This window comes from Pseudanabaena sp. PCC 6802, from assembly GCF_000332175.1.
Classification (GTDB): domain Bacteria; phylum Cyanobacteriota; class Cyanobacteriia; order Pseudanabaenales; family Pseudanabaenaceae; genus PCC-6802.
Genome location: NZ_KB235914.1, coordinates 3,480,247 through 3,502,114, shown reverse-complemented (window position 1 = coordinate 3,502,114; position 21,868 = coordinate 3,480,247). Strand labels below are relative to the sequence as shown.

Here is a 21,868-nt window from a genome sequence, read left to right as displayed (position 1 = left end):
GACGGGGTGAAGGGGTAGAACCCCTTCTTGGGGGCAACGCCCCCAACCCCCCTACTCTTTCCGATCTGAAAACCGCTATAAATATAGCAGGGTTCTAGACAAGGCCATGAAGCAAGTCAAGCAACATAGGTACGGCAATGCAGGCATGAGACGGCGTGTCAACGTAGCGGTGCTAACCGATCGCGGTACGACCAAACTCAGGAAATACTAAAGGCTCCGCGAGAGATTGTTGCATGTTGCCGAGGATAGATTGGAGGTAGAGTTTCAGAGCTTGAAATTTCCTTAAGTTTGGTTGATACGTACCGTTGCTATCTAGCTCGAATAGCCTCCCCGCAAATAGATCGTGACTGAGGGAAGGATCGCTCAAGAAAATACTTTGCTCTTGCTCCTGCCAAGGAAAGATCCCCATAGGCAGATCGCCCTGGAGGAATGTAAAAATGCGATCGCGACAAGACTTAGAATTAACACCGCGATTCTGAAGCTGCTGCATAAGTTGGTCAGGTGTAATTGCACTTTGCAGGTTGAGGTGGCAAATCTCCTGTAGTAAGAAGTAGTCAGAATATTGCTGCCGTCCAATATTGATTAGGTAGCGATACATGGGTGCGATCGCCAGGCCACTGGCAACTGTTGACGGTGGCAGGTGCTCGATCGCGGCATTGGGGAATTTTTGCTCTAACCATCGCGACAGACTAGGCAAAGCTACAGAACCACCCAGCTTCCATAGCAATTTTACCTCATCTGCCAGAACTCCAGAACTACTGAGTAAATCGTTGAGTTCGCGATTGAGATATTGGATAAATGGCTGCATCACCTGACTTTCCAACTCCCGTCGCCATACGCTCAGCGGTCGATCGCATACCGTCGCGCCCCATTCATCTCGATCTAAATGCGTCGATAGCGCCAGCTTCAGTTGCTCGGCTGCGTTCAGTAACTCCCTCCCAACCAACGAACTCATTAAACATTTCTGCAGTTCCGCTCGCAGACCAGGTGCCGGATCGCCTGGCGCAGGCATTAACAAACGATCTAGATCGCAGTCATCGCTATCTGGGGCAGCCAGTAATCGACAGCGGGGATAAAGTAATTGCACGACGATATCTTGATTAATCCCCAGTCCGGCATAATCAAAGCCCAGACTGCCAATCGTGCTGCGACTAATTATCCCATTTCCCGCCTTTGTCAGTAAGATATCCGTGGTTTGCGCGCCGATGTCGATCGCTAGAGCGATATCCTGCGGTGCTTTATTTTGATGGATGAGTGCAAATAAGGGAGCGATCGCTTGATCGATTACCATCACCTGCTCGGCTCGATCGACGATTCCGGTTACCAGAACTGCTTCGCGCAGATTGTGCACGTAGGTATCCGACCATGCGGTGGGATGTCCCAAAATTACGGCATAGATGCGCTTAGATAAGATTGTATGCAGCTCTGGCAGTTTGCCACAGATTGCCTTAGCCTGTAGTTTGAGGACGAGCTGTTTCAGCATTGCTTGAAAATAGCGAAGGGGAATGCGCTCCCGATCCGTCCACTGCACGATCGGCTGCCAATTACTCACACCGTGATAGGGCAAGCCTAATTTTAGTAACCTCTTGAAGTTGGCGATCGCATCTTCATCCCTCCGATCTTCATAGTCAGGAGGATCGATAGATCGTGCTTGTAATGGATCTAAGGACAGCGGCTCTGGTGAGGCATGTCCAGTACTGGGTAGATATTCGCTAGAATGCCCTGAAGATACATCAAATAGGAGAGGATAAATTTTGTTTGTTGTAGCATTGAATAAACTAGCCCGCAAGGATGTAGTGCCGAAGTCGATACCTAAAAACCAGGTATCATCTATGCTGTAGCTGGGGTCGATACCGTCTTCTGGTGGCAGAGTAGAATCCGATCTCTCCAGCTCGCTCTCTTCTAGCGATCCACCTGGAGTAGCCGTAACCGCTTCCGATCGCACTCGCTCTGATGTGGGAGAATCGTTAGAGATTAACTCAGAGCTTAAAGATTCCACGTCTGCTAGCGCAGATAGCTGGTCTTCTTCTCTATCTAAGTCTGGCAATAAATCTGGCAGTTCCGTTAATTCTTGTGTTTCTGCGATCGCTGAGGTTTGCTCATCCGGTGACTTCTTTGCCACTACAGCATCGAGCAGGCGTTCGAGTTCATCGTCCATCGAGGGGACAGGGATAGGGGACTCTGACAGATTCGCGATCGCATAGTTAGTTTCTGGTGATAGATTGGCTGCGATCTCCCGCTCTGATTTTGTCGTATTTGCAGAAAGATCGTAACTTGCCATACTTGGTTCCTGCCCTGGTCGAACATAATAGATTATTCGGTCGAGATCTTGACCGAACTCTGCTTCAATTTGATTCGCTAGTTCGTTGAATTCTGGATTTGCTTCTAGATCGAGTTCTGGTTCTATCTCGGCTTCAACTTGAGATTCAGGTACTAACCTATCTTCTATTTCTTCAGTCGATTCAATTAATTCAACCAGTTCATCCGTGCTTGTAATATCTGTCGTCAGATCGGTGGGAACGATCGCATCTATTTCTTCAGGTGCCTCTACCGATTCATCTGTAGTTAGCAAAAGATCGTTAGAGCGATCGCTATCCGCTTCAATTTGAGCAGTTAGATCGGCAAGTTCGGTAATTTCAGGCAGAGTGACTTCTGGTTCAGTCTGTTCGGGTGTATCGGACGTTCCTACTAAAGAATCCAGGCTGGCTATTAGATCCTCAATCGCTGCTGAATTATCGTCGCTAGCAGTTCTAGTATCTTCATTCAAAAAAGGATTTGATTCGTTAATTAGATCTTCGATCGCGTCCGCATCTCCATCCTCATCGCGATCGCTTGTGGCATCGCTCGCAAATAATTCATCTGCTCGATCGTCACGCTCTTCGACATCCTCATCGCGATCGCCTGTGACATCGCCCGTAAATAATTCATCTACTCGATCGCTACCCTCTTCGACCTGCTCGCCAGAGAATAATTCAGGCTCCGACACCTCGAATAGATTGGTTTGTTCGTCAAGTAATAATTCGGGTTCCGATTCTGACTCAAGTAAGAGATTATCTGCCTGAGAATCAGGCATTGAAGTTGGGAGTGATTCCACCTTAGCCGCCAAACGGTCGGTTAAGGTTGCGAGCAAAGCTTCATGCTCCCGTTCGTAAGCCTTCACTTGTTCGACCTGGCGGGCAAGAGAATCCTTATACGCTTGAACGTTCTGTTCTAACTCCTCAAAGGTTGAGGCAAATCTAGTATCGAGATCCGTAGCGAAGCGCTCTCTTTGTACCTGCACTCGTTCCATAAATTCTCGATGCGATGCATTCGCATCTTGCCATCGCTTCTCTTCTTCTGCCCGAATTGCCTGGATGACTCGATCGACTTCATTGGGAATGCGATCGCGCACTAATTCCTGCAAAGCCAGAATGGAGTTCCTAATCTCAGTCTGGTACAGCTTTTGCTGTTCTGCAAACATCTCGATCTCAGACTGTTGCTGTTGGGTAATTCGAGCGATTACCTCTTGCTGGTGCCGATCTAGCTGTTGGGTGAATTGCTGGATTTGTTCTTGGCGTTGCGCCTCCAGGTTTGCAATCTCTGTATGTAGTATCTGCTTCTGCTGCTCCAGTTCCTGTAGCTCCTGACTCAGCGCTGCGCGCCGTTGCGCCTCAACTAAGTTTTTGATGTTGCCATTAATTTCCGCGATCGTCAACGCTCTTTCTACGGCTAGGGTTTGCTCGATCGCCTGCTTAACTGTCTGCTGAATTGAGGCAACCTGTTCGTCGTTCCCTAACATGGTGCGATCGAATATTTCATTTGCTGTACTGCCATTCTCGGACGGTGGTTTCTGGGGCGTAGGCGATGGCGTTATGGTAATTAGTCTCGGCAACTCCGGTGCGCCCGATGGCATTTGCGGCTGTGTTTCGCGATCGCTGCGATCGCTTAGATCGGTGACTCGATCGACTCGATCGCTTAGATCGTTCGGATTGTCTCGCGTACTTGATGTATCCAGCAGCGTATTCTGGCTGGATGCAATTGCCTCGGGACTGTTTGCTTGGGGATGGTTCAGGGAATCAGCGATCGCGTCTAGCGTGCCATCAAGCTGATAGATCAAAAGCTGGCATTTCTGCTCCAGGGTTTTAATGCGACGAGGATCTTGAGCATTTTCTAGTTGAAACCTCAGTTGCTTGAGTTGCTCGCGACGCTGAATTACCTCATCAGACAGAACGTGAGAAGCTGAGCCGAGCGGATGGCTCAGCAAATTATTGATCTCGGCAATCAGGCGACTACTCTGAACTGTTGACATAGGGTTATCAAGCCCAACTTAAGCAAACTAAAATCTAAACCTTGTTTGTTTGCTGACAATATGACACATTCTTTGCGGAAATTAGCAATGGTTTTCAGGATTTTTTAGGAAATTATCCCGATCGCGGAAACAAAATTTTGCTAGTCTTGATGCGCTTGCTTCAGTAACGCTTTACGAGGTAGAAATTAAATCAAGTGCAGGGTAAGTTTTACGGTATTGGTGTTGGCCCCGGCGATCCGGAATTAATCACCTTAAAAGGAATGAAGGCCTTGCAAAATTCTGCCGTTGTAGCATTTCCAGCGGGGCGGTGTGGCAAGCAGGGCATTGCCGAAGCGATCGCTGCCCAATTTTTGCACCCCAGTCAGATCAAACTCCCCCTGGAGCTACCTTTCGTCCAGGATAAACTCGTACTAAAGGCAGCATGGCAGGCAGCCGTGCTCAAAATTGCTCAGCACTTGCGCAAAGGCCAAAATGTTTCCTTTATTGCTGAGGGAGATGTGAGCTTCTATAGCACGCTCACCTATCTGATGTGGGGACTAAAATCTCAGCCCCATGAATATGAAATCGAAATAATTCCAGGCGTGTCGTCTCCCATGGCGGCTGCCGCCGCGATCGGCATTCCCCTCACAATTTGGTCTGACAAGCTAGCAATTTTGCCCGCCATGCATAGTTTTGCCGAGCTAGAGACAGCTTTAGATTGGGCGGATGTGGTGGTGCTGATGAAAGTGAGCAGCGTCTACTCTGAGGTGTGGAAATTACTGCGATCGCGAAACCTCCTGCACCACAGTCATGTCGTTGCCCACGCCACGCTACCCCAGCAAAAAGTGTGGTCAAACCTCACGCAATTTCCAGATTTAGATCTGCCCTACTTCTCTTTACTGATTGTGAGTCTATCCACATCAATGGTTTAATTTACTTAATAAAGCTTTACGAACAAAGAGTGAGGACGGGTGCAGGGATAGAACCCCTGCGTGGAGGCAAAGCCCCCACACCCTCCACTTAAACTCAAAGGGTATTGCTACCACATTTGATTTACAAAAGTTAACGCACGGGCCATGGCTAATATCAATTTTGTCGAAGAAGGTAAACAAGTAATTGCTATGGATGGCGCTAATTTACGCACTAAAGCCATAGAAAATGGCATCGATCTCTATAAGTTAGTTGGCAAGCTCACGAATTGCGGTGGTTACGGTCAATGCGGCACCTGCATTGTGGAAATTACCGAAGGCGGCGAGCAGCTCTCTCCCCGGACGGATTTTGAAAAAAGAAAGCTCAAGCGCAAGCCCAACAGCTATCGCCTTGCTTGTCAAACCCTGGTGAATGGGGATATATCGGTTAAAACTCGTCCTTAGCGTGGATACCCACCAATGTTGAGGTTAGTGACGATGGGTGATGATGCGCTACAGTTGCTGCCTAACGCATCCTACAGGGAAGATTTAATTAAAAAAAGCCAACCGCTAACTGCTAATCGCTGAAAGCTCTACATTGACTTTTACAGAATCGTTGTTGCTAGGTTAAATTAAGATAAGTCCCAAAATTTTAAGTGACCGAGTAGATACCATATGGCGCGTGATTACTATGAAATCCTTGGAGTCTCTCGCGGTGCAGATAAAGAGGAGATCAAACGAGCTTATCGACGTTTGGCACGTAAGTACCATCCAGATGTAAATAAAGATGATGGCGCAGATGAGCGGTTCAAAGAAATTAATCGAGCCTATGAAGTCCTCTCAGAACCGGACAGTCGCTCGCGCTACGATCGCTTTGGCGAAGCTGGAGTGCCCGGTGCGGCAGGAGGGGGATATCAAGACTTCGGCGACATGGGTGGGTTTGCCGATATCTTTGAAAGCTTCTTTAGTGGCTTTGCGGGTGGGGGGCAACAACCTCGTCGCCGCAGCGGCCCCACGCGCGGCAACGACCTCAGGGTCGATCAGAAATTAGAGTTTCGCGAAGCTATTTTTGGTGGCGAGAAGCAAATTAACGTTTCTCATTTAGAAACCTGCTCGAATTGTGCTGGCTCTGGGGCAAAGCCAGGGACAAAGCCGCGTACTTGCAGCACTTGCAGCGGCAGCGGGCAGGTACGTCGTGCCACGCGCACGCCGTTTGGCAGCTTTACGCAAGTATCGACCTGTCCCACCTGTAATGGCACTGGTCAGACGATCGAAGAAAAGTGTGAAGTCTGCGGCGGTCAGGGTTTGAACCAGGTCACCAAAAAACTCAAAATTACCATTCCCGCTGGCGTAGATAGCGGCACCAGACTTCGCGTATCCGGCGAAGGCGATGCCGGTCAAAAAGGCGGCCCGCCAGGAGATCTGTACGTTTACCTCTTCGTACAAGCCGATACGGAATTCGAGCGCGAAGGCATTAACATCCTGTCGGAAATCAAGATTGGCTACCTGCAGGCGATTCTGGGCGACAAAATCACAATTAATACGGTCGATGGCAAAAAGCCTTTAACCATTCCCTCAGGTACGCAGCCCGGTACGGTCTTGACCTTAGAAGGTTTGGGCGTACCCAAGCTAGGTAATCCCGTTGCTAGAGGCGATCATCTGATTACGATTAAGGTGGACATCCCCACCAAGCTCAGCAGCGAAGAGCGAGAAGTACTGGAGAAACTTCTGGAAAAATATAAGGGCAATTCTGCCAAAGGCGGCATAGAAGGTTTCCTAGGTGGTATTTTCCATCGCTAGTACCGAATGCGATCGCGATCCCAACGATAAATGGCATTTTGCAGTAATTGCAAGCGATTAGCTTCAGGAGCGCGCTGCTTTTCGTATTCCAGCAGTCTGTTAGCCAGGTCGCGATCGCCGCTGGCTCTTTGTACCAGTTGTCGGTATAGTTTTCTTTCCATCCCCCTACGGCTATTCGAGAATTTTTGACCTAACCAATAAGCCGCACCGCAGATGAGAGCTACTGCTGCGATCGCGGGCACGATCCAGGCCATATTCTGCGCGATCGAAAACGCTAGGGTCAACAGGACGGCGATCGCAAAAATTACATAGCGCTGCCAAACTGGAGTGCTGGATTGCGTTAGTTCCGGCTCGCCTGTATATGGCAGCAAGTGCGCGTACTTTGCGGCTTCCGACCAACCAGTTTGCTCGTCCGAGCCGCATTCAGGACAGGCACGCGCTTTGATGGGTACATCCGCACCACAGATAGGACAAGAAAAATATTCCGCCATATCTTTAACCTCAAACTTCAACGCCATCACCAGGAGTTTGCCATACCAACCCGTAAGGGTTTAGCATTTGTCCGAAAGTCTCGCATTAAACCCAAACATCCGTCATATCTTTAACCTCAAACTTCAACGCCATCATCAAGAGTTTGCCATACCAACCCGTAAGGGTTTAGCATTTGTCCGAAAGTCTCGCATTAAACCCAAACATCAGTAACAAATGCTAAACCCCTGCGTCAACGCCATCCGTCCTATCTAATTTTTCTTGTCAGGTTTATTATCTGTTTTTTCCTTGGGATCGGTCGTATCTGGCTTTGGTGCCACGTTTGTTGTTGATTCTGGCGGTTTTGCAGCCAGCTTATTAATGTTGTCTTTATATTGAGGAGGCGCTAATTCGGCTGCTTTCGTAAATAGAGAGCTAGCTTTAGTTTCATCGCCTTGAGCGCGTGCTACTTGAGCTTGCCCCACTAAAGGTCTGAAATCTTTAGTCTCTTGCTTGGCAAGCTTATCGAAGACATCCTTTGCCTCCTCGTAGCGCTTTTGATTGAGGTATACGTCACCCAACATCAGCGTGACGGTAGTTTTGTCGATGCTATCCGGCTGGATTTTATTGACAGTATCGGCAGCCGCGATCGTTTCTTTCAGCAGACCGATCGCGGCTTCAGGACGCTTATCTTTCAGCTCTAGACCAATTAAGCTATCAAGAGCGCGCAGTTCGCCGGGTTTAGTGCTCAGGATTTTACGATATTCAGCAATGGCAAGATCGCGTTGTTTCAGCCTCAGGTGTGTTTCCGCCAGTTTCAGCCTGTAGTCCGCAATGTCAGGGTTAATATCTGCCAGGGTTTGTAAAGGTTCGATCGCGCCCTTAAGATCGCCAGCCTGGATGCGCAGAATGGCTAAATTCTCTAAAGCAGTGCGATTTTTAGGCTCGCGCTTCAGGACAGCTTCAAAGCCTTCAATTTGAATTTTTAACTTTTCCTTCTCGCTGGTTTGGGTAGTAGTAGGCTTATTGGCTGCCTGTTGCGGTGCTAGAATACCCCCCAGTAGCGGCGCGATCGAAATCCCTAAAAAAGAGAGCGTAGTAATAATCAAGACGATATTGATTATCCATTGTTTAGTAGTACGTTTTGGCACAGTCACTAACCTAGAATTCTGAATGTTTACACTAATTACTTAGTTATGGTTTTTAAATGTGAAAATTTGGGGGGATTAATTGTTCTGCGATCTGTCCCCTCAAAGCTAACACCAAAACTAACACCCCATACTTCACAATACAAATAAAAATTTGTGTTTTTACGCACTTATGTTGTAAGCATTAATTAGTTCAGATAGCGCGATCGTTGTAGTACCAAGTTAATGGCAAAGCGGACAGAGCAATTAAATTTTTTAGCCCCAGAACCATCGCAGGGAAAAATTGTTCCCATGGATCTGCACGCGGAAATGCAGCGATCCTATCTGGAATACGCCATGAGCGTAATTGTAGGGCGGGCGTTACCCGATGCCCGCGATGGCTTGAAACCCGTGCACCGACGCATTCTCTATGCCATGCACGAGTTGGGGCTGCTACCCGATCGCCCCTACCGTAAGTGCGCCAGAGTAGTGGGCGACGTGCTGGGTAAGTACCATCCCCACGGCGATCAATCGGTCTACGACGCGCTGGTGCGTTTGGTGCAGGACTTTTCTAGCCGCTATCCCGTCCTGGCAGGACACGGTAACTTTGGCTCTGTAGATAACGATCCGGCAGCGGCAATGCGCTACACCGAATGCCGCCTGTCCGAAATTGGTAACGATGCCCTCCTGAGCGACATCAATGACTCGGTAATTGACTTTACCGATAATTTCGACGGCTCGCAGCAGGAGCCGATCGTGCTGCCGTCGCAATTGCCGATGCTATTGCTGAATGGTGCGTCGGGGATTGCGGTGGGTATGGCAACCAACATTCCACCCCATAATCTGAGCGAGGTAATTGACGGCACGATCGCTTTAATAGATCGCCCCGATCTCCCCGATGAAAAACTATTCGAGTTAATTCCCGCCCCGGATTTCCCCACTGGCGGCATTGTCGTTGACGATGGCGGCATTAAAGAGGCGTATACGACGGGTAGGGGCAGCATCACCATTCGCGGCATCGCTACGTTTGAGACGATTGAGGGCAGCAAGTCGCGCCGTTCCCGTACTGCCATTGTGGTCACCGAGCTGCCATTCCAGGTGAATAAAGCAGCCTGGATTGAAAAAATTGCCGAATTGGTTAACCTGGGCAAGCTAGAAGGCATAGCTGATATCCGCGACGAGAGCGATCGCACGGGCATGCGGGTGGTAATCGAGCTAAAGAAAGAAATCAATCCCGACGCAGTTTTAGAGCGTTTGTACCAGCAGACGGCACTGCAAACTAATTTTGGCGCGATTATGCTGGCACTGGTTGGCTCTCAGCCCAAACAAATGAGCCTGCGCGAACTATTACAGCAGTTCGTTGACTTCCGCGAAGAGACGCTCACGCGCAGCTATCGCCACGAGTTAGGCAAAGCCACCAACAGACTGCACATAGTCGAAGGTTTATCCAGCGCGATCGCCCGCCTCGATGTTTTGATCGAAATTCTGCGTCAGGCGATCGATGCCCCCTCAGCCAAATTAGAAATCCAGTCCCGCCTGGGTCTGAGCGAGCCGCAGTCCGATGCCATTCTCTCCATGCCCTTGCGCCGCATCACGGGGATGGAGCAACAAAACCTGCGCGACGAGATGGCAGAGCTGCAAGCGCAAATCGCCCAACTGGAATTATTGCTCGGCGATCGCCGCGAATTATTCAAAGCGATGAAAAAAGACCTGCGCTACCTCAAGAAGAAACACGGCGACGCACGCCGCACCCGCATTGGCTGGCTGGAGCCAAATCCTCCTAACTCATCATCCCGCAAAGCCAGTAGTAGTAGCGAAGCAGCGCGAGATCTCGCAGCGGACGATCGTGAAAATAACGCACTCGAAAACACCAAAGGCGGTTCCCGCAGTTTGCCCCCACTGCGGCTCGTAGAGATCGAGGATACGACCATCCAAATTACCTACAAAGGTTATATCAAGCGCCAGGAATCCAGCACCAATAACGGTCACAGTCCTGTCAAGCCGATCGCCGATGACTTCCCCATAGCCGTCTACCCTACCCGCAGCGATCGGGAACTGCTGACATTCACCAGCGGCGGTAAGGCTTTTGCCTTGCCAGTTTCTGATATTCCACCCCTAGCTAAAAACAGCAAAAGTAAAGGCACGCCTCTAGTAACGCTGCTACCCGATGCCGCCGACAAGATCGTGTCTCACCTGGTTTGGGAGCGCAATCCCGAAACCACGGATAACCTGGTCTTAATTAGCAGTCAATCCAAAATCAAGCGATCGCCCCTAGCAGACTATGCGGGCATCAACGCTCGCGGTTTGACAGTGATGAAACTAAAAGATGACGATCGACTTTTCTGGGCAGGTCTAGTGGGTTTAGATTGGGAAATTGCGATCGCCACCACGGCGGGACGCATCCTGCGCATGGCCGCCGACGAAGAACAAATCCCTACGCTCGGACGGGCAGCGGCGGGTAATCCAGCTCTGCGGCTCAGACTCACAGAGAATTTAGTAGCAGCTATGCCTCTGAATTTCGACATCAATCCCAAACTAGAGTTAGTTCTGGTGACGGCTCAAGGTTATGCCAAACGCCTTAAAGCCGATCTCCTTCGCCTCGCACCAAGGGGTAGCATTGGTTCGCAAACCATGACATTTCGGAACAAACAAGATTACTTAATCGCAGCGGCAGCGATCGCTCCCCACCACAGCCAGATCGCCTTATTAGTGGGCAATTCCAGCGACGATCCTCAACCGCGCATCCTCCAAATTCCGATAGAAGAACTGCCTTTGCAGCCATGCAACGGGCAAGGACAGCCCATAGTTGAGTTGAGCGGTGCGGCAAAAATAGTACACGTAGAGCTATTATAAATTTGCCAAACCCGATCGCTACTCTAGCGATCGCGCGCCATCCGGGAAATCCCAGAGATCGATTTCTTGGCTGAAAGCTAAAGTCAGCTAAAGCAGACTGAGTAAATGGCTGCGGTTAACCTGTTTCAATAGGTTTAAGATCTTAGCCTGCAATCGATTGCAAGGCTTTTGCGTAATTCCTGTAACGTCCATCAGCTATCCCAGCATCCCTCAAAGTATCTATGACCATGCCAATCCGTTTTTTAATGTGCGCTCCCGACCACTACGATGTCGATTATGTCATTAATCCCTGGATGGAAGGTAATATCCATCGTTCCAGTCGCGCGCTTGCTGTCGAGCAGTGGCAGGGGTTGCACGATATTCTCAAAGACATGGCAGTAGTCGATCTCGTGCCACCAGAAAAGGGCTGGCCCGATATGGTATTTACCGCCAATGCGGGTTTGGTGTTGGGACAAAATGTAGTGCTGAGTCGCTTTTTCCACAAAGAGCGTCAGGGTGAAGAACCCTATTTCAAAGCCTGGTTTGAGTCGCAGGGTTATACGGTATTTGAACTTCCCAAGGAATTGCCATTTGAGGGGGCGGGTGACGCTCTGCTCGATCGCGAAGGTCGTTGGTTGTGGGCGGGCTATGGCTTCCGCTCCGAACTGGACTCACATCCCTATCTCGCTAAGTGGCTGGATATCGAAGTATTATCCCTGCATTTAATCGATAATCGCTTCTATCATTTAGATACTTGTTTTTGTCCCCTGAGTGGCGGCTATTTACTTTACTATCCTGGTGCTTTTGATACCTATTCCAACCGCGCGATCGAGATGCGGGTGGCAGCGGAAAAACGCATCGCGATCGAGGAAGCCGACGCGGTGAATTTTGCCTGCAACGCCGTGAATATTGAGACGACCGTCGTGATGAACAAAGCTAGTAAGTCGCTGAAAAGTCGGCTTGCCGATGCGGGATTTCAGGTCATCGAAACGCCTCTGACGGAGTTTCTCAAAGCTGGGGGTGCGGCAAAATGCCTGACCCTGCGCGTTACGGAGCCAGTTCTGGAAGACGTACACGCCAGCACTCCTGTGGAAAGTCGTACCATCCACATGGAAGGACATTTGCTAGATGCGGGCATTATGAATCAGGCGTTAGACCTGATCGTTGGCAATGGCGGTAGTTTCCAAGTTCTAAACTTTGCGTTGGGCGAACAGAGACAAAGTATCTCTGTTGCTGATGTGAAGGTATCTGCGCCCTCCCACGATGTCATGGAAGAGATCGTGACGCAACTCATCGATCTAGGAGCCGTACCGCCTCCGCAGGAAGCCTGCGATACGAATATCGAAGTGTGCGCGCAACGGGGCGTAGCGCCGGATGATTTCTACGTGACGACAATCTATCCCACCGAGGTGCGGGTAGAGTGCGAATGGGTTAAGGTGCAGAATCAGCGCATGGATGGGGCGATCGTGGTTAGCAAAACGCCCGATGGAGTAATGGCTACCTGTAAAATTCTGAGGGATTTGGAAGTGGGCGATCGCGTCATTGTTGGCGTAGAAGGCATTCGTACCAGTCGTAAAACCGAATCCCGTGAGAAACGCAATACTACGGCTCCAGAATTTAGCTTTATGGGGGCTGGAGTCTCCAGCGAACGGCGAGTAGAGCTAATCGTCGAGCAAATCGCCTGGGAATTGCGGCAAATTCGCGATCGCGGTGGTAGGGTCGTCGTCACCGCTGGTCCCGTCGTCATCCACACGGGCGGTGCCGAGCATCTCTCCCATTTAATCCGCGAAGGCTACGTGCAGGCTTTGTTGGGGGGCAACGCGATCGCCGTGCACGACATCGAGCAAGCGCTGATGGGGACTTCTCTAGGCGTGGATATGCAAAAGGGCGTACCCGTGCGCGGCGGACATCGCCACCACCTCAAGGTAATCAATACAATTCGCCGCTATGGCAGTATTGCCAAAGCGATCGAGCACGGAGTCCTGACCAGAGGCATCATGTACGAATGCGTCACCCACAACGTACCGTTCGTTCTGGCTGGTTCCATTCGCGATGACGGCCCGCTGCCGGATACGGAAATGGATTTGATTAAGGCGCAGGAGAAATATGCCGAGCAAATTAAAGGTGCGGATATGATTCTGATGCTGTCTTCGATGCTGCATTCAATTGGCGTGGGCAACATGACTCCGGCTGGAGTGAAGATGGTATGCGTCGATATCAATCCCGCTGTAGTCACTAAGCTAGCCGATCGCGGCTCCGTGGAATCCGTTGGGGTTGTTACGGATGTAGGTTTATTCCTGAGCCTGCTAGTCCAGCAGTTAGAAAGCCTCACTAGCCCATTCCAAGCTCTTTCTGCTTAAAATTTATACTCTATGGGTTATATCCAGTCTGGGGGATCCGATCCCACATCCACTAACGGTTGCGTTCAGCGGCGGCAAGTCGCCTTGGATGCAGCAACAAGGTTTCCATTCCGTCCGCTGCAACGCGCTGGTTAGGTGGCGCTGTGGCTACTCGCAACTTCACTTGATTTTGTAGTATTTTTTTGTGTTGAGTTATTTAATACCGAGATTGGGGACTGCAAGAAATGAATCTTGCCTATCCCCAATCTCCAAATTTTAAAAATTTCGATCCTTTATAGGCAATCAATGCAACTGCTCTGCCCTAGACCGGCAAAACAACCCGCACATGCGAGTCCTCCACTTGCATAGCAGACTGCTGCACAGGCTGCTACTGCACCAGCACAGCCAATTTTTTTCCAAGTCGAACACCCTGATGCTATCACTGCATTCGTCATGGCTATTTTGGTATCGCTGACATTTCGCAGTACTGGTTGGGCTTGAACGGGAAGTTTCATGATTCTTTCTCCTGATTTCTAAGGTTAATTTGTGAAAATGGAAACTCAACAAACACGATCTGTTTACAGTTTAGGAACGCACGCACCAGCACAACTACAGTCTCCCAAGAAACATATACAAGAACCTAAACAATATTCATCACTACCGCAACACTTGCTGGCAGATGGCAGGATGCCTTGATGTTGAGAAGTGTAGTTATTCAATTGACGTAAAACTGGTTGGGCTTGAATGGGAAGCTTCATGGTGATTTCTCCTGTTTATTGAGGTTTACTTTTGAAAGTTTATGCCAGTAAAGCAAGCTGACTACTAGGATACTTTGATTAGAAGATATCGCTGAAGCAGTCTTTACAAGCTTCATAAGAAGGACCCAGACAGGCTAGACAGGCAGCCACTCCACCTTCGTAGCAAGCGGATGCACACTCTAAGACTTTTGCGCCACAACGCAAATAACTACATTCAGAAGGGGTAATTGTCTTGCCTGCAAGTTTTGAGGAACTAACTCCTCTCATGACGGGTTGGGCTTGAATCGGAAGTTTCATGGTGATTGCTCCTTTAGGAATTTACAACTTTTTCACATATTAAACGTGCCAAGTGCTGCGGCAGTTTATCGCAAATGCTGGAGGCTGTATCAACTGGTGGGACACGCATCCCACCTGCAAGGGGGAATGCTGAGATTGTTGTTTGGAGAAATCTAATCGTATTGCTAAGAATCGCCGGAAAGATACTGTTAGACGCTCTTTCAATTTTTCTCCTCTCTTCTGTATAATATTCGTTTACCTCGTCGGCTGTGAAACTCAAGCCTATTTCAGAACCAATCTGCACAGCGAGATTTATTAAACTTTCTCGATCTGTCTTTGCTTCTAGACTCTTTTGAATCTCTGTATTATTCTCGACAATCTGACTAAACTTCCTCACACATTTTATGGACATAGTAACTTCCTCCTGTTGTGTAGCTCAAGTTATGCTTCATAGCGGACAAACACAGCCTGGAAGAATGGAATTACAAACTGCTCCCCCACCCGCTTCACAGCAGAGATCGCATCGCAACTTCCAGTTTGATGGATTAATCCCTGCCATCACGCCTAAGATTTTTGTCGGGCTGACTTTTCTGATTTTTGGTGGTGCTTGTATTGGCAATAGCATTATTGATTCTCCTCCCAATGGGGTTTTATTGCAATTATTCACACCCCCCTCTGAAAAATTGGCGAACGTCTTATTCTCTCGTTGATAAGTAGGGGGGGAGTGAACGGTTACGGTTTTATTAGCTGGCTATAGACCATGAGCGGACCGTACCGATAGTGACTGGAATCACGTCGCTGACATCGATGGTGAATCGATAGACTTTTCCAGATCTTCGGTTATCCACTAGGTTAAAAAACTGTAGCTTTATGTCGTAACAATCTGAATCGGGACGACAAATAGGACTCTTCTCTACCGTAATGCTGTCAAGCGCTAGATCGCCTATTCCTGCATCAAGCATCACCACTGTCGCTTGGAAGGCATTGGTCGCTGAGAAGTTTAGCGCCCGTTCCTGTGGGGTAATGCCCAGGTTACGGTAGTCGTAATAGATACGCTCCAGATACTCTTGAAGCTTACGTGTCAGATTACCTGTCACCTCCTCCTGCGTTGGTGGTGTCCTCTCCGATTCTGTTGCAGCTTGCGTTGCAGCTTGCATTGCAAGTGGCACTAACGAGTTGATTAAGGCTGGAACAGTCCAACTGAACATACCTCGCACTTCCGGGATAATAACGGGAACGGTCTGCCCCGAAAGCAACCTGATACTACCTCCGATATAACCTGGAATTGAGACTCGCTCAACGCGATTAGACTCCTCGACGGGATTTGTTTGGTTTCTGTAAAATTCGCGAAGCCGAGCGTAAGTTTCAGAGGCAAAGGAACCTTTCGGCATGATCGCGTAAATTGGCGTGGCATCCAGATTGAGTGTCCAAATCAGCGACTGTGCCTCCCAGGGATTCTGAGCGAGATAGTCCAGTAGGTTCGTGGTAGGCGGGATGGCTTGCGTAAAGGAATCTCGACGAGCTTCGGTACCGTAGTCGAAACCCAGTTCTCCGAGGGCATAAACTAACTGCATTGGCCCGCCTCCGCCACAGCTACACCCTTCTGAGGGTGTAACCGAAGTTGAACTACTGCTAGGGGTAACGGCAGGTACGTTGGCTGAAATTGTCTGGGTGGGCGAAGAAATGGCGGCTGAGGCAGTCACCATCGGTTTTTCTAGGACTGGCGGGGCAGTTGAAGCCTCCACCTGACCCGTGCTGTTCGCCTCTGCTGGTTGGGGCATTTCTTGGGAATTTAGCTCTGACATAGGGGTTCTCTCTCCTTTAAGGATTATAGTTTCTACGGCGGCAAGATCGAGACTCCCCGCCAAAAAGCGGCGGCAATCTTCGGCAATTTGCTGGTTGCAAGGCAAAGCACTCTGGAGAATGGCTGTGCGGACGGCTTGAGGATCTGGCGGTTTTCCCTGTTTGAGTTGGAGGCTCAACAGCAGGGCAACAATACCAGAGACGATGGGAGTGGCGAAGCTAGTGCCACTTTTCAGGGCTGTGCCGCCGCCAGAAACTGCCCCCAAAATGTTTTCGCCTGGGGCGAGGATACCTTGGTTTTGATAGGCATCGCCCCAATTACTAAAATCGAGAGGCAATCCCTGAGCGTCCATTGCCCCTACAGCCAGAACCGTCGGCAAAGCTGCTGGCAGGTGAAGGCACTGGCAGCCATCGTTGCCTGCTGCTGCCACGATTAGCACGTTGTTCTCAGCGCATAACTGGACGGCTCGAACCAATAAAGAGTCAGCCTGACCCGATTGGGTCATCTGACCGCCACTAATATTAATGATGTTGGCTCCCTGCTCGACGGCTTGGGTAATGGCTCTTGCCAGGTCAAGCTGGGAGCAGGGGGCAAGCGAACCTTTTACTCCCTCGGCGAACACCGGAACGATTAAGCCCCGGCATTGAGGGGCAATTCCCCGTACAGGGCTATCGTGTTGTCCAAAGATGACGCTGGCAACGTGAGTCCCGTGTTGCAAAGCATAGCCTGTACCGGAACGCTCCGACACCAAAGTTTGTATCTCAGTCAGGTCAGAACCCTTGAAGCAAGGATGAGACAGATCGACGGATCCATCTAGAACAGCGATGCAAATATTGGGATTCCCCAAAGTTTCATGCCAAAGAGCATTCAAGAGATCCGAGATATTTAACTTGTGCTCAAGTAACTGCATCTAGTCAGAAAGTTCCTTCAGAAAGCCTACAGAGAAGTATATTCGATATCTTAATGCAGGACGCTCATCGATAACTATGAAGTTAAGTCTTCACCAAGGATTGAAGCCACCTAACGGCTAAATTGAGCGGTAAGCGATCGCCCCCAACTCAAAACCGCAATATCTCAATATTTTCCGCTCCAATGATGTGTTATACACCGATCGCTTCACAATTATTTATCTCTTGCGATCGCCCCGATCCACTGTCCGAACTTGAGCAGAAAACAGACCCGTTATGCTTGCCTAATCTCGAACTGCTTATCTATGCGATCGCCGATCCCCTGTTGGGACTTGCAAACGTAACCGATACGTCTTGTTTGCTTGTTTGCGATCGCACTCAGACAATCTCAACGGACTCAATCGGCGATATCGGTACGTATAACGCCCTGCGCGTCACCGGACGGCGACAATTTTTGCATCATAACCGATAGCTTAAACCTCCGTTCCGAGTGCACGCGCTTGTTAGGCACCTCAAAAGCATAAAAACAAGCAGGATATTTATGTTTAACTTAGACCATTAGTGATACTCCAATACATCAATTTATTGTCATGGATGTCAAATCCCCATTTTTCATATGCCTTTATAGCAAGATGATTATCTTGATGTACATGTAAAAGAATTTTTTTTACATAGCCATTTTCTTTTGCAAGCTTAGAAACCTCGTCTAAAATCATTGATGCTATCCCCTGTTTCCTGTACTTCTTTGCTACATATAAATGCTCAACCCACCAGAAGGAAGCATCATACCAGTCATACCAATGGTGGTGCACCTTGCATTGACCAACATATTCATTTTCGTACTTTGCTACTAGATAAAAGTCTTGATGACCACGCAAAACAAATGAAACACCAACCTTAATGTCATCAACAGGAGGGGATTGATTAGTAGTTTCTTCGGAACCATAAATATTAAATTTGGTTATTGCATCTATATCATTTCTATTTCCTTTGCGAATGATTAATTTTGTTTTATCTATTTCCACTAACTTCTCCATCACCCCAAAAATCTCCCATTAAGCTCTCACAAACTCTGCCTAACGGCTAAATTGAGCGGTAAGCGATCGCCCCCAACTCAAAACCGCAATATCTCAATATTTTCCGCTCCAATGATGTGTTATACACCGATCGCTTCACAATTATTTATCTCTTGCGATCGCCCCGATCCACTGTCCGAACTTGAGCAGAAAACAGACCCGTTATGCTTGCCTAATCTCGAACTGCTTATCTATGCGATCGCCGATCCCCTGTTGGGACTTGCAAACGTAACCGATACGTCTTGTTTGCTTGTTTGCGATCGCACTCAGACAATCTCAACGGACTCAATCGGCGATATCGGTACGTATAACGTTCCTGCTGAGCGGCTGAAAGTGACCTCTACAACACAACCAAGATCTCTCGTCAGTCCGCTCCAGCAGGGTTGTTAGCCTGCGACAACTACTACTATTGAAGACTGCTAGCAAACCAACTTTAGTTTTTTGATTCCTTATCCGCTTTTATTGCAATTTGGCGACCCTCCTCTACTTGAACATCATAGAATTGAAACTTCATTTTTTCTTGATCAGTTTCAAACAAACAAGTCATTCTCTGACCAATAAACCCCGCTTCCTTGCTGTGCTTATAAATTTCTATCTTGTCAAAGGGAACTGTATTCATCTCAATTCTTGCCTCGCCAGAAAACTCTATGTTTTCCAACGGGACTTTAAAATTGTCAAATTCTATGAACATCAGTCCAGTTCTTTCGAGGTCAGGAGGACAAGTGATATGAATCGATTTAGATGTTCCAGGAGTTATATTTTTATAAATCATATTTTTATCATCAAAGCAAAGGTTTTGAAACAACTCTCTTGGAAGTAGACGAGTATCTATTTTCTCAAAAGATATGAGTATCTCGTCTGGATTAGACGGCATATTTTCTACAATATTGTCAATATAGCTCTGCTCTAATCCTCTATTGAGTAAGTTCACTTTGCAATTATTAAAAGTACCTGTTCTACTCAGGAAAGTTACAGCATTACATAGCCAGCTTTCTGGCGTTTCTACTTGGTTGACCGTTCTTAATTCGATACTTCCTTCCTCTGCCCAGTGTTTTGCCCCAGGAGAAAAATCTGTCGTTGAGACAGCAATGACACGATCTAATTGGTGCAAAAATTTCCGCCCAATGAGTTGTTCTATCCAGCTTCCGGGGGCAGCACCTTGAGAAGGACGATCCCGGCATTCAATTAGCCACTTGTGACCACCTAGATCTGATAAAAAAGTGATAAATATATCAAATTCAGCTACTTGAACACCTTGATCATCATAAAAACGTTTATTGACTTCTACGGTTTTCCCAGCTCTTGCCACAATTTTCTCAATTTCAGCAACAAGCTCCTCAAGTTTTTTCCCGTCCTTTCTTAGCACTTTTGAAATTTTGCTGGTTGTACTAATACTTTATTATGCTATGGACAACTCTAAAATGACTGATTCTTAGGCACTGACAACCAACCTTGGTATACTGCCTCGACCAGAGACAAAGCAGGCTAACTATATATTAAACCGCCAAGTGTAGTATAGCACACTGAATTGGAGCATATTACCGTATTTAGCAGTCTAGTAATGCTGGAGAGCAGTCTTTAGAGCATATTGCTGTTTAGTATGCGTTTTACTGCATATTGCGGTCTAATAGTTGTGTAAAGAATCTTTAACCGCACAGTGCGGTATAACACATCGGAATTTGGGAATAATACAGCTTAGTGCGGTCTAGTACCGCTAGAAAGCATGTATTACCGCATTTTAAGATGACTGAGCCACAACCACCACGATTGCTCGATCGCGTACGTCAAGTTATTCGTCTCAAGCACATGAGCTTAAAGACCGAAAAATCTTATGTTTACTACGCTAAAGACTTCATCCTCTTCCATGACAAACGCCACCCCAAGGATATGGGAGTACCTGAAATTCGGTCTTACCTTTCTCATTTGGCAATAGACAAGAATGTAGCAGCATCAACGCAAAATGTGGCACGGAATGCACTTTTGTTTTTGTATCAGCAAGTTTTACAAATTGACTTACCCTTCTTGGATGGAATTGAGCCTGCCAAACGTCCGCAAAGACTTCCTGTCGTGTTTACCCGCACTGAAGTGAAAGCTATTCTAGACAATTTGGAGGATGAGTATCACCTGATGGCGAGTTTGCTTTACGGGTCAGGACTGCGTCTTACAGAGTGCTTAAATCTACGGGTAAAGGATATCGACTTTGAGTATCGACAGATTATAGTACGTAGCGGTAAAGGCAATAAAGACCGCATGACAATGCTGCCAACCTCAACAATTATCCCGCTCAAGCTGCAACTGGAAAAAGCCAAACTCATACATCACAGGGATTTAGCACAAGGATTTGGAGCAGTATATTTACCCAATGCATTAGAACAAAAGTATCCAAATGCAAATCGCGAATGGTCGTGGCAATTTGTATTCCCCTCAGCAAAGCGCTCAATCGATCCCCGCACTGGGATAGTCCGCCGCCATCATATCTACGAAGATTCACTACAACGTGCTATGAAAGCGGCAATTAGAAAAGCAGGAATTACTAAACATGGCAGTTGTCATACTCTCCGACACAGTTTTGCTACGCATCTATTGGAGGATGGCTATGATATCCGCACCGTACAGGAATTATTGGGGCACAAAGATATTCGCACAACAATGATCTACACGCACGTCCTCAATCGCGGGGGGCGAGGCGTACGCAGCCCGCTAGATGCATAGGCTCAGCCTACTCAAGGCAACGTGCTAAATTTAAGGCTGATTAATATGTAAAAGGTTTTCATGGCGACGGTGCGCTTGTGTGGTGTGTCCAAAGCATTTGGGCAACATGTGGTTCTCAAGGATATAGATCTGACGATCGCAGATCGCGAGTTTATGGTGCTGGTAGGGCCGTCAGGCTGCGGCAAAAGTACGCTCCTGCGCCTGATTGCCGGACTAGAAACGGTTACCGATGGTCGGTATTCGCCCCGAACACCTCCAACCCGCCGATCTCCAGGATGCCCATCTGTGTGGATTCGTGCAGTTAGTCGAAGCGCTGGGTTCGGAAACTAATTTAGCGATCGCGATTGACGATCTCTCTGTCCATGCCAAAGTCTCTGCCGATCTTACCTATGCGATCGCTGAAAAATCCGGCTGGCGCTTAGATAGCAGCAAGTTATACCTATTCGATCGCGAGTCAGGAGATGCCCTGCTTCACGCTTATTAACGTGAGGTCTGTCGAACTGACGTTAAATAATTAATTGCCCAGCGGTACTAAATTGACTACAAGAATGGGTATGTTGTTTTTAAAATTGAGAGTAGCTCGTAGCTAGGTG

At 48.3% G+C, this 21,868-nt stretch carries 21 protein-coding genes and 1 pseudogene; 12 read left to right on the top strand and 10 right to left on the bottom strand.

The annotated features are described in order from the left end of the window. Positions 1-172: 172 nt before the first annotated feature. Positions 173-4,288 (bottom strand): hypothetical protein, encoded by a 4,116-nt coding sequence (locus tag PSE6802_RS0122045; RefSeq protein WP_019502208.1) that lies wholly within the window; start codon positions 4,286-4,288, stop codon positions 173-175. Positions 4,289-4,482: 194 nt separating this feature from the next. On the opposite strand from PSE6802_RS0122045, the gene PSE6802_RS0122040 reads away from it, so the two are divergent. The 3 genes from PSE6802_RS0122040 (at position 4,483) to dnaJ (ending at position 6,975) form a co-directional block, all read left to right on the top strand. Then, positions 4,483-5,199, top strand: coding sequence for a precorrin-2 C(20)-methyltransferase (locus PSE6802_RS0122040; RefSeq protein ID WP_019502207.1), 717 nt, complete (start codon positions 4,483-4,485; stop codon positions 5,197-5,199). Positions 5,200-5,343: 144 nt separating this feature from the next. Then, complete coding sequence (locus PSE6802_RS0122035; protein ID WP_019502206.1) at positions 5,344-5,640, top strand: 2Fe-2S iron-sulfur cluster-binding protein; 297 nt, start codon at positions 5,344-5,346, stop codon at positions 5,638-5,640. A 210-nt stretch (positions 5,641-5,850) separates the two neighbouring features. Next, positions 5,851-6,975, top strand: a complete 1,125-nt coding sequence (gene dnaJ / locus PSE6802_RS0122025; RefSeq protein WP_019502204.1) for a molecular chaperone DnaJ — start codon at positions 5,851-5,853, stop codon at positions 6,973-6,975. Here the strand turns inward: dnaJ and PSE6802_RS0122020 are convergent. Further along, entirely contained in the window at positions 6,972-7,466 is a 495-nt protein-coding gene (locus PSE6802_RS0122020) for a zinc ribbon domain-containing protein (protein WP_156815625.1), read from the bottom strand. The two genes, dnaJ and PSE6802_RS0122020, sit on opposite strands and share 4 nt — an antisense overlap. 67 nt (positions 7,467-7,533) lie before the next feature. On the opposite strand from PSE6802_RS0122020, the gene PSE6802_RS33815 reads away from it, so the two are divergent. Further along, on the top strand, positions 7,534-7,677 hold the full coding sequence (locus PSE6802_RS33815) for a hypothetical protein (protein ID WP_156815624.1): 144 nt from the start codon (positions 7,534-7,536) through the stop codon (positions 7,675-7,677). Between the two features lie 38 nt (positions 7,678-7,715). Here PSE6802_RS33815 and PSE6802_RS0122015 read toward each other — a convergent pair whose 3' ends face one another. Then, positions 7,716-8,594 carry a tetratricopeptide repeat protein gene (locus tag PSE6802_RS0122015; protein ID WP_019502202.1) on the bottom strand — a complete coding sequence of 293 codons (879 nt, stop codon included), beginning with the start codon at positions 8,592-8,594 and terminating at the stop codon, positions 7,716-7,718. Positions 8,595-8,816: 222 nt separating this feature from the next. Between PSE6802_RS0122015 and PSE6802_RS0122010 the strand changes: the two genes are divergently transcribed. Together PSE6802_RS0122010 and argZ are read left to right on the top strand one after the other, a co-directional pair. After that, positions 8,817-11,423 carry a DNA gyrase/topoisomerase IV subunit A gene (locus PSE6802_RS0122010; protein WP_019502201.1) on the top strand — a complete coding sequence of 869 codons (2,607 nt, stop codon included), beginning with the start codon at positions 8,817-8,819 and terminating at the stop codon, positions 11,421-11,423. 221 nt (positions 11,424-11,644) lie between these two features. Beyond that, positions 11,645-13,762, top strand: coding sequence for a bifunctional arginine dihydrolase/ornithine cyclodeaminase (argZ, locus tag PSE6802_RS0122005; protein WP_026103473.1), 2,118 nt, complete (start codon positions 11,645-11,647; stop codon positions 13,760-13,762). A gap of 272 nt (positions 13,763-14,034) precedes the next feature. Here argZ and PSE6802_RS0122000 read toward each other — a convergent pair whose 3' ends face one another. The 4 genes from PSE6802_RS0122000 to PSE6802_RS0121995 form a co-directional block, all read right to left on the bottom strand. After that, positions 14,035-14,256: a hypothetical protein gene (locus tag PSE6802_RS0122000; RefSeq protein WP_019502199.1), complete on the bottom strand. Its 222-nt coding sequence runs from the start codon at positions 14,254-14,256 to the stop codon at positions 14,035-14,037. A 63-nt stretch (positions 14,257-14,319) separates the two neighbouring features. Next, positions 14,320-14,499 (bottom strand): hypothetical protein, encoded by a 180-nt coding sequence (locus tag PSE6802_RS33810; protein WP_156815623.1) that lies wholly within the window; start codon positions 14,497-14,499, stop codon positions 14,320-14,322. 78 nt (positions 14,500-14,577) lie between these two features. Next, positions 14,578-14,796: a hypothetical protein gene (locus PSE6802_RS33805; RefSeq protein ID WP_156815622.1), complete on the bottom strand. Its 219-nt coding sequence runs from the start codon at positions 14,794-14,796 to the stop codon at positions 14,578-14,580. Between the two features lie 13 nt (positions 14,797-14,809). Next, entirely contained in the window at positions 14,810-15,187 is a 378-nt protein-coding gene (locus PSE6802_RS0121995; RefSeq protein ID WP_019502198.1) for a Nif11-like leader peptide family natural product precursor, read from the bottom strand. Between the two features lie 64 nt (positions 15,188-15,251). Here PSE6802_RS0121995 and PSE6802_RS0121990 point away from each other — a divergent pair, with 64 nt between their 5' ends. Next, complete coding sequence (locus PSE6802_RS0121990; protein WP_019502197.1) at positions 15,252-15,485, top strand: hypothetical protein; 234 nt, start codon at positions 15,252-15,254, stop codon at positions 15,483-15,485. A 33-nt stretch (positions 15,486-15,518) separates the two neighbouring features. Here the strand turns inward: PSE6802_RS0121990 and PSE6802_RS0121985 are convergent, their stop codons facing one another. Further along, positions 15,519-17,489, bottom strand: coding sequence for a PatA/PatG family cyanobactin maturation protease (locus PSE6802_RS0121985; RefSeq protein ID WP_019502196.1), 1,971 nt, complete (start codon positions 17,487-17,489; stop codon positions 15,519-15,521). 182 nt (positions 17,490-17,671) lie between these two features. Here PSE6802_RS0121985 and PSE6802_RS0121980 point away from each other — a divergent pair, with 182 nt between their 5' ends. Beyond that, the gene (locus tag PSE6802_RS0121980) at positions 17,672-17,959 is read left to right on the top strand and encodes a hypothetical protein (RefSeq protein WP_225902696.1); all 288 of its coding nucleotides are present in this window, start codon (positions 17,672-17,674) and stop codon (positions 17,957-17,959) included. Positions 17,960-18,032: 73 nt separating this feature from the next. Here PSE6802_RS0121980 and PSE6802_RS0121975 read toward each other — a convergent pair whose 3' ends face one another. Further along, complete coding sequence (locus tag PSE6802_RS0121975) at positions 18,033-18,524, bottom strand: GNAT family N-acetyltransferase (RefSeq protein ID WP_019502194.1); 492 nt, start codon at positions 18,522-18,524, stop codon at positions 18,033-18,035. 111 nt (positions 18,525-18,635) lie between these two features. Between PSE6802_RS0121975 and PSE6802_RS0121970 the strand changes: the two genes are divergently transcribed. After that, a complete protein-coding gene (locus PSE6802_RS0121970; RefSeq protein WP_225902695.1) occupies positions 18,636-18,953 on the top strand; it encodes a hypothetical protein in 318 nt (105 codons plus the stop codon). A 43-nt stretch (positions 18,954-18,996) separates the two neighbouring features. Here PSE6802_RS0121970 and PSE6802_RS0121965 read toward each other — a convergent pair whose 3' ends face one another. Next, the gene (locus tag PSE6802_RS0121965; RefSeq protein WP_019502192.1) at positions 18,997-19,929 is read right to left on the bottom strand and encodes a restriction endonuclease; all 933 of its coding nucleotides are present in this window, start codon (positions 19,927-19,929) and stop codon (positions 18,997-18,999) included. Between the two features lie 377 nt (positions 19,930-20,306). Here PSE6802_RS0121965 and PSE6802_RS0121960 point away from each other — a divergent pair, with 377 nt between their 5' ends. The 3 genes and pseudogenes from PSE6802_RS0121960 (at position 20,307) to PSE6802_RS35000 (ending at position 21,759) form a co-directional block, all read left to right on the top strand. Beyond that, on the top strand, positions 20,307-21,275 hold the full coding sequence (locus PSE6802_RS0121960; RefSeq protein WP_019502191.1) for an integron integrase: 969 nt from the start codon (positions 20,307-20,309) through the stop codon (positions 21,273-21,275). Between the two features lie 60 nt (positions 21,276-21,335). After that, positions 21,336-21,509: pseudogene (locus PSE6802_RS35970) on the top strand (ATP-binding cassette domain-containing protein); the annotation flags it as partial. 4 nt (positions 21,510-21,513) lie between these two features. Continuing rightward, entirely contained in the window at positions 21,514-21,759 is a 246-nt protein-coding gene (locus tag PSE6802_RS35000; RefSeq protein ID WP_225902742.1) for a TOBE domain-containing protein, read from the top strand. Positions 21,760-21,868 lie beyond the last annotated feature (109 nt).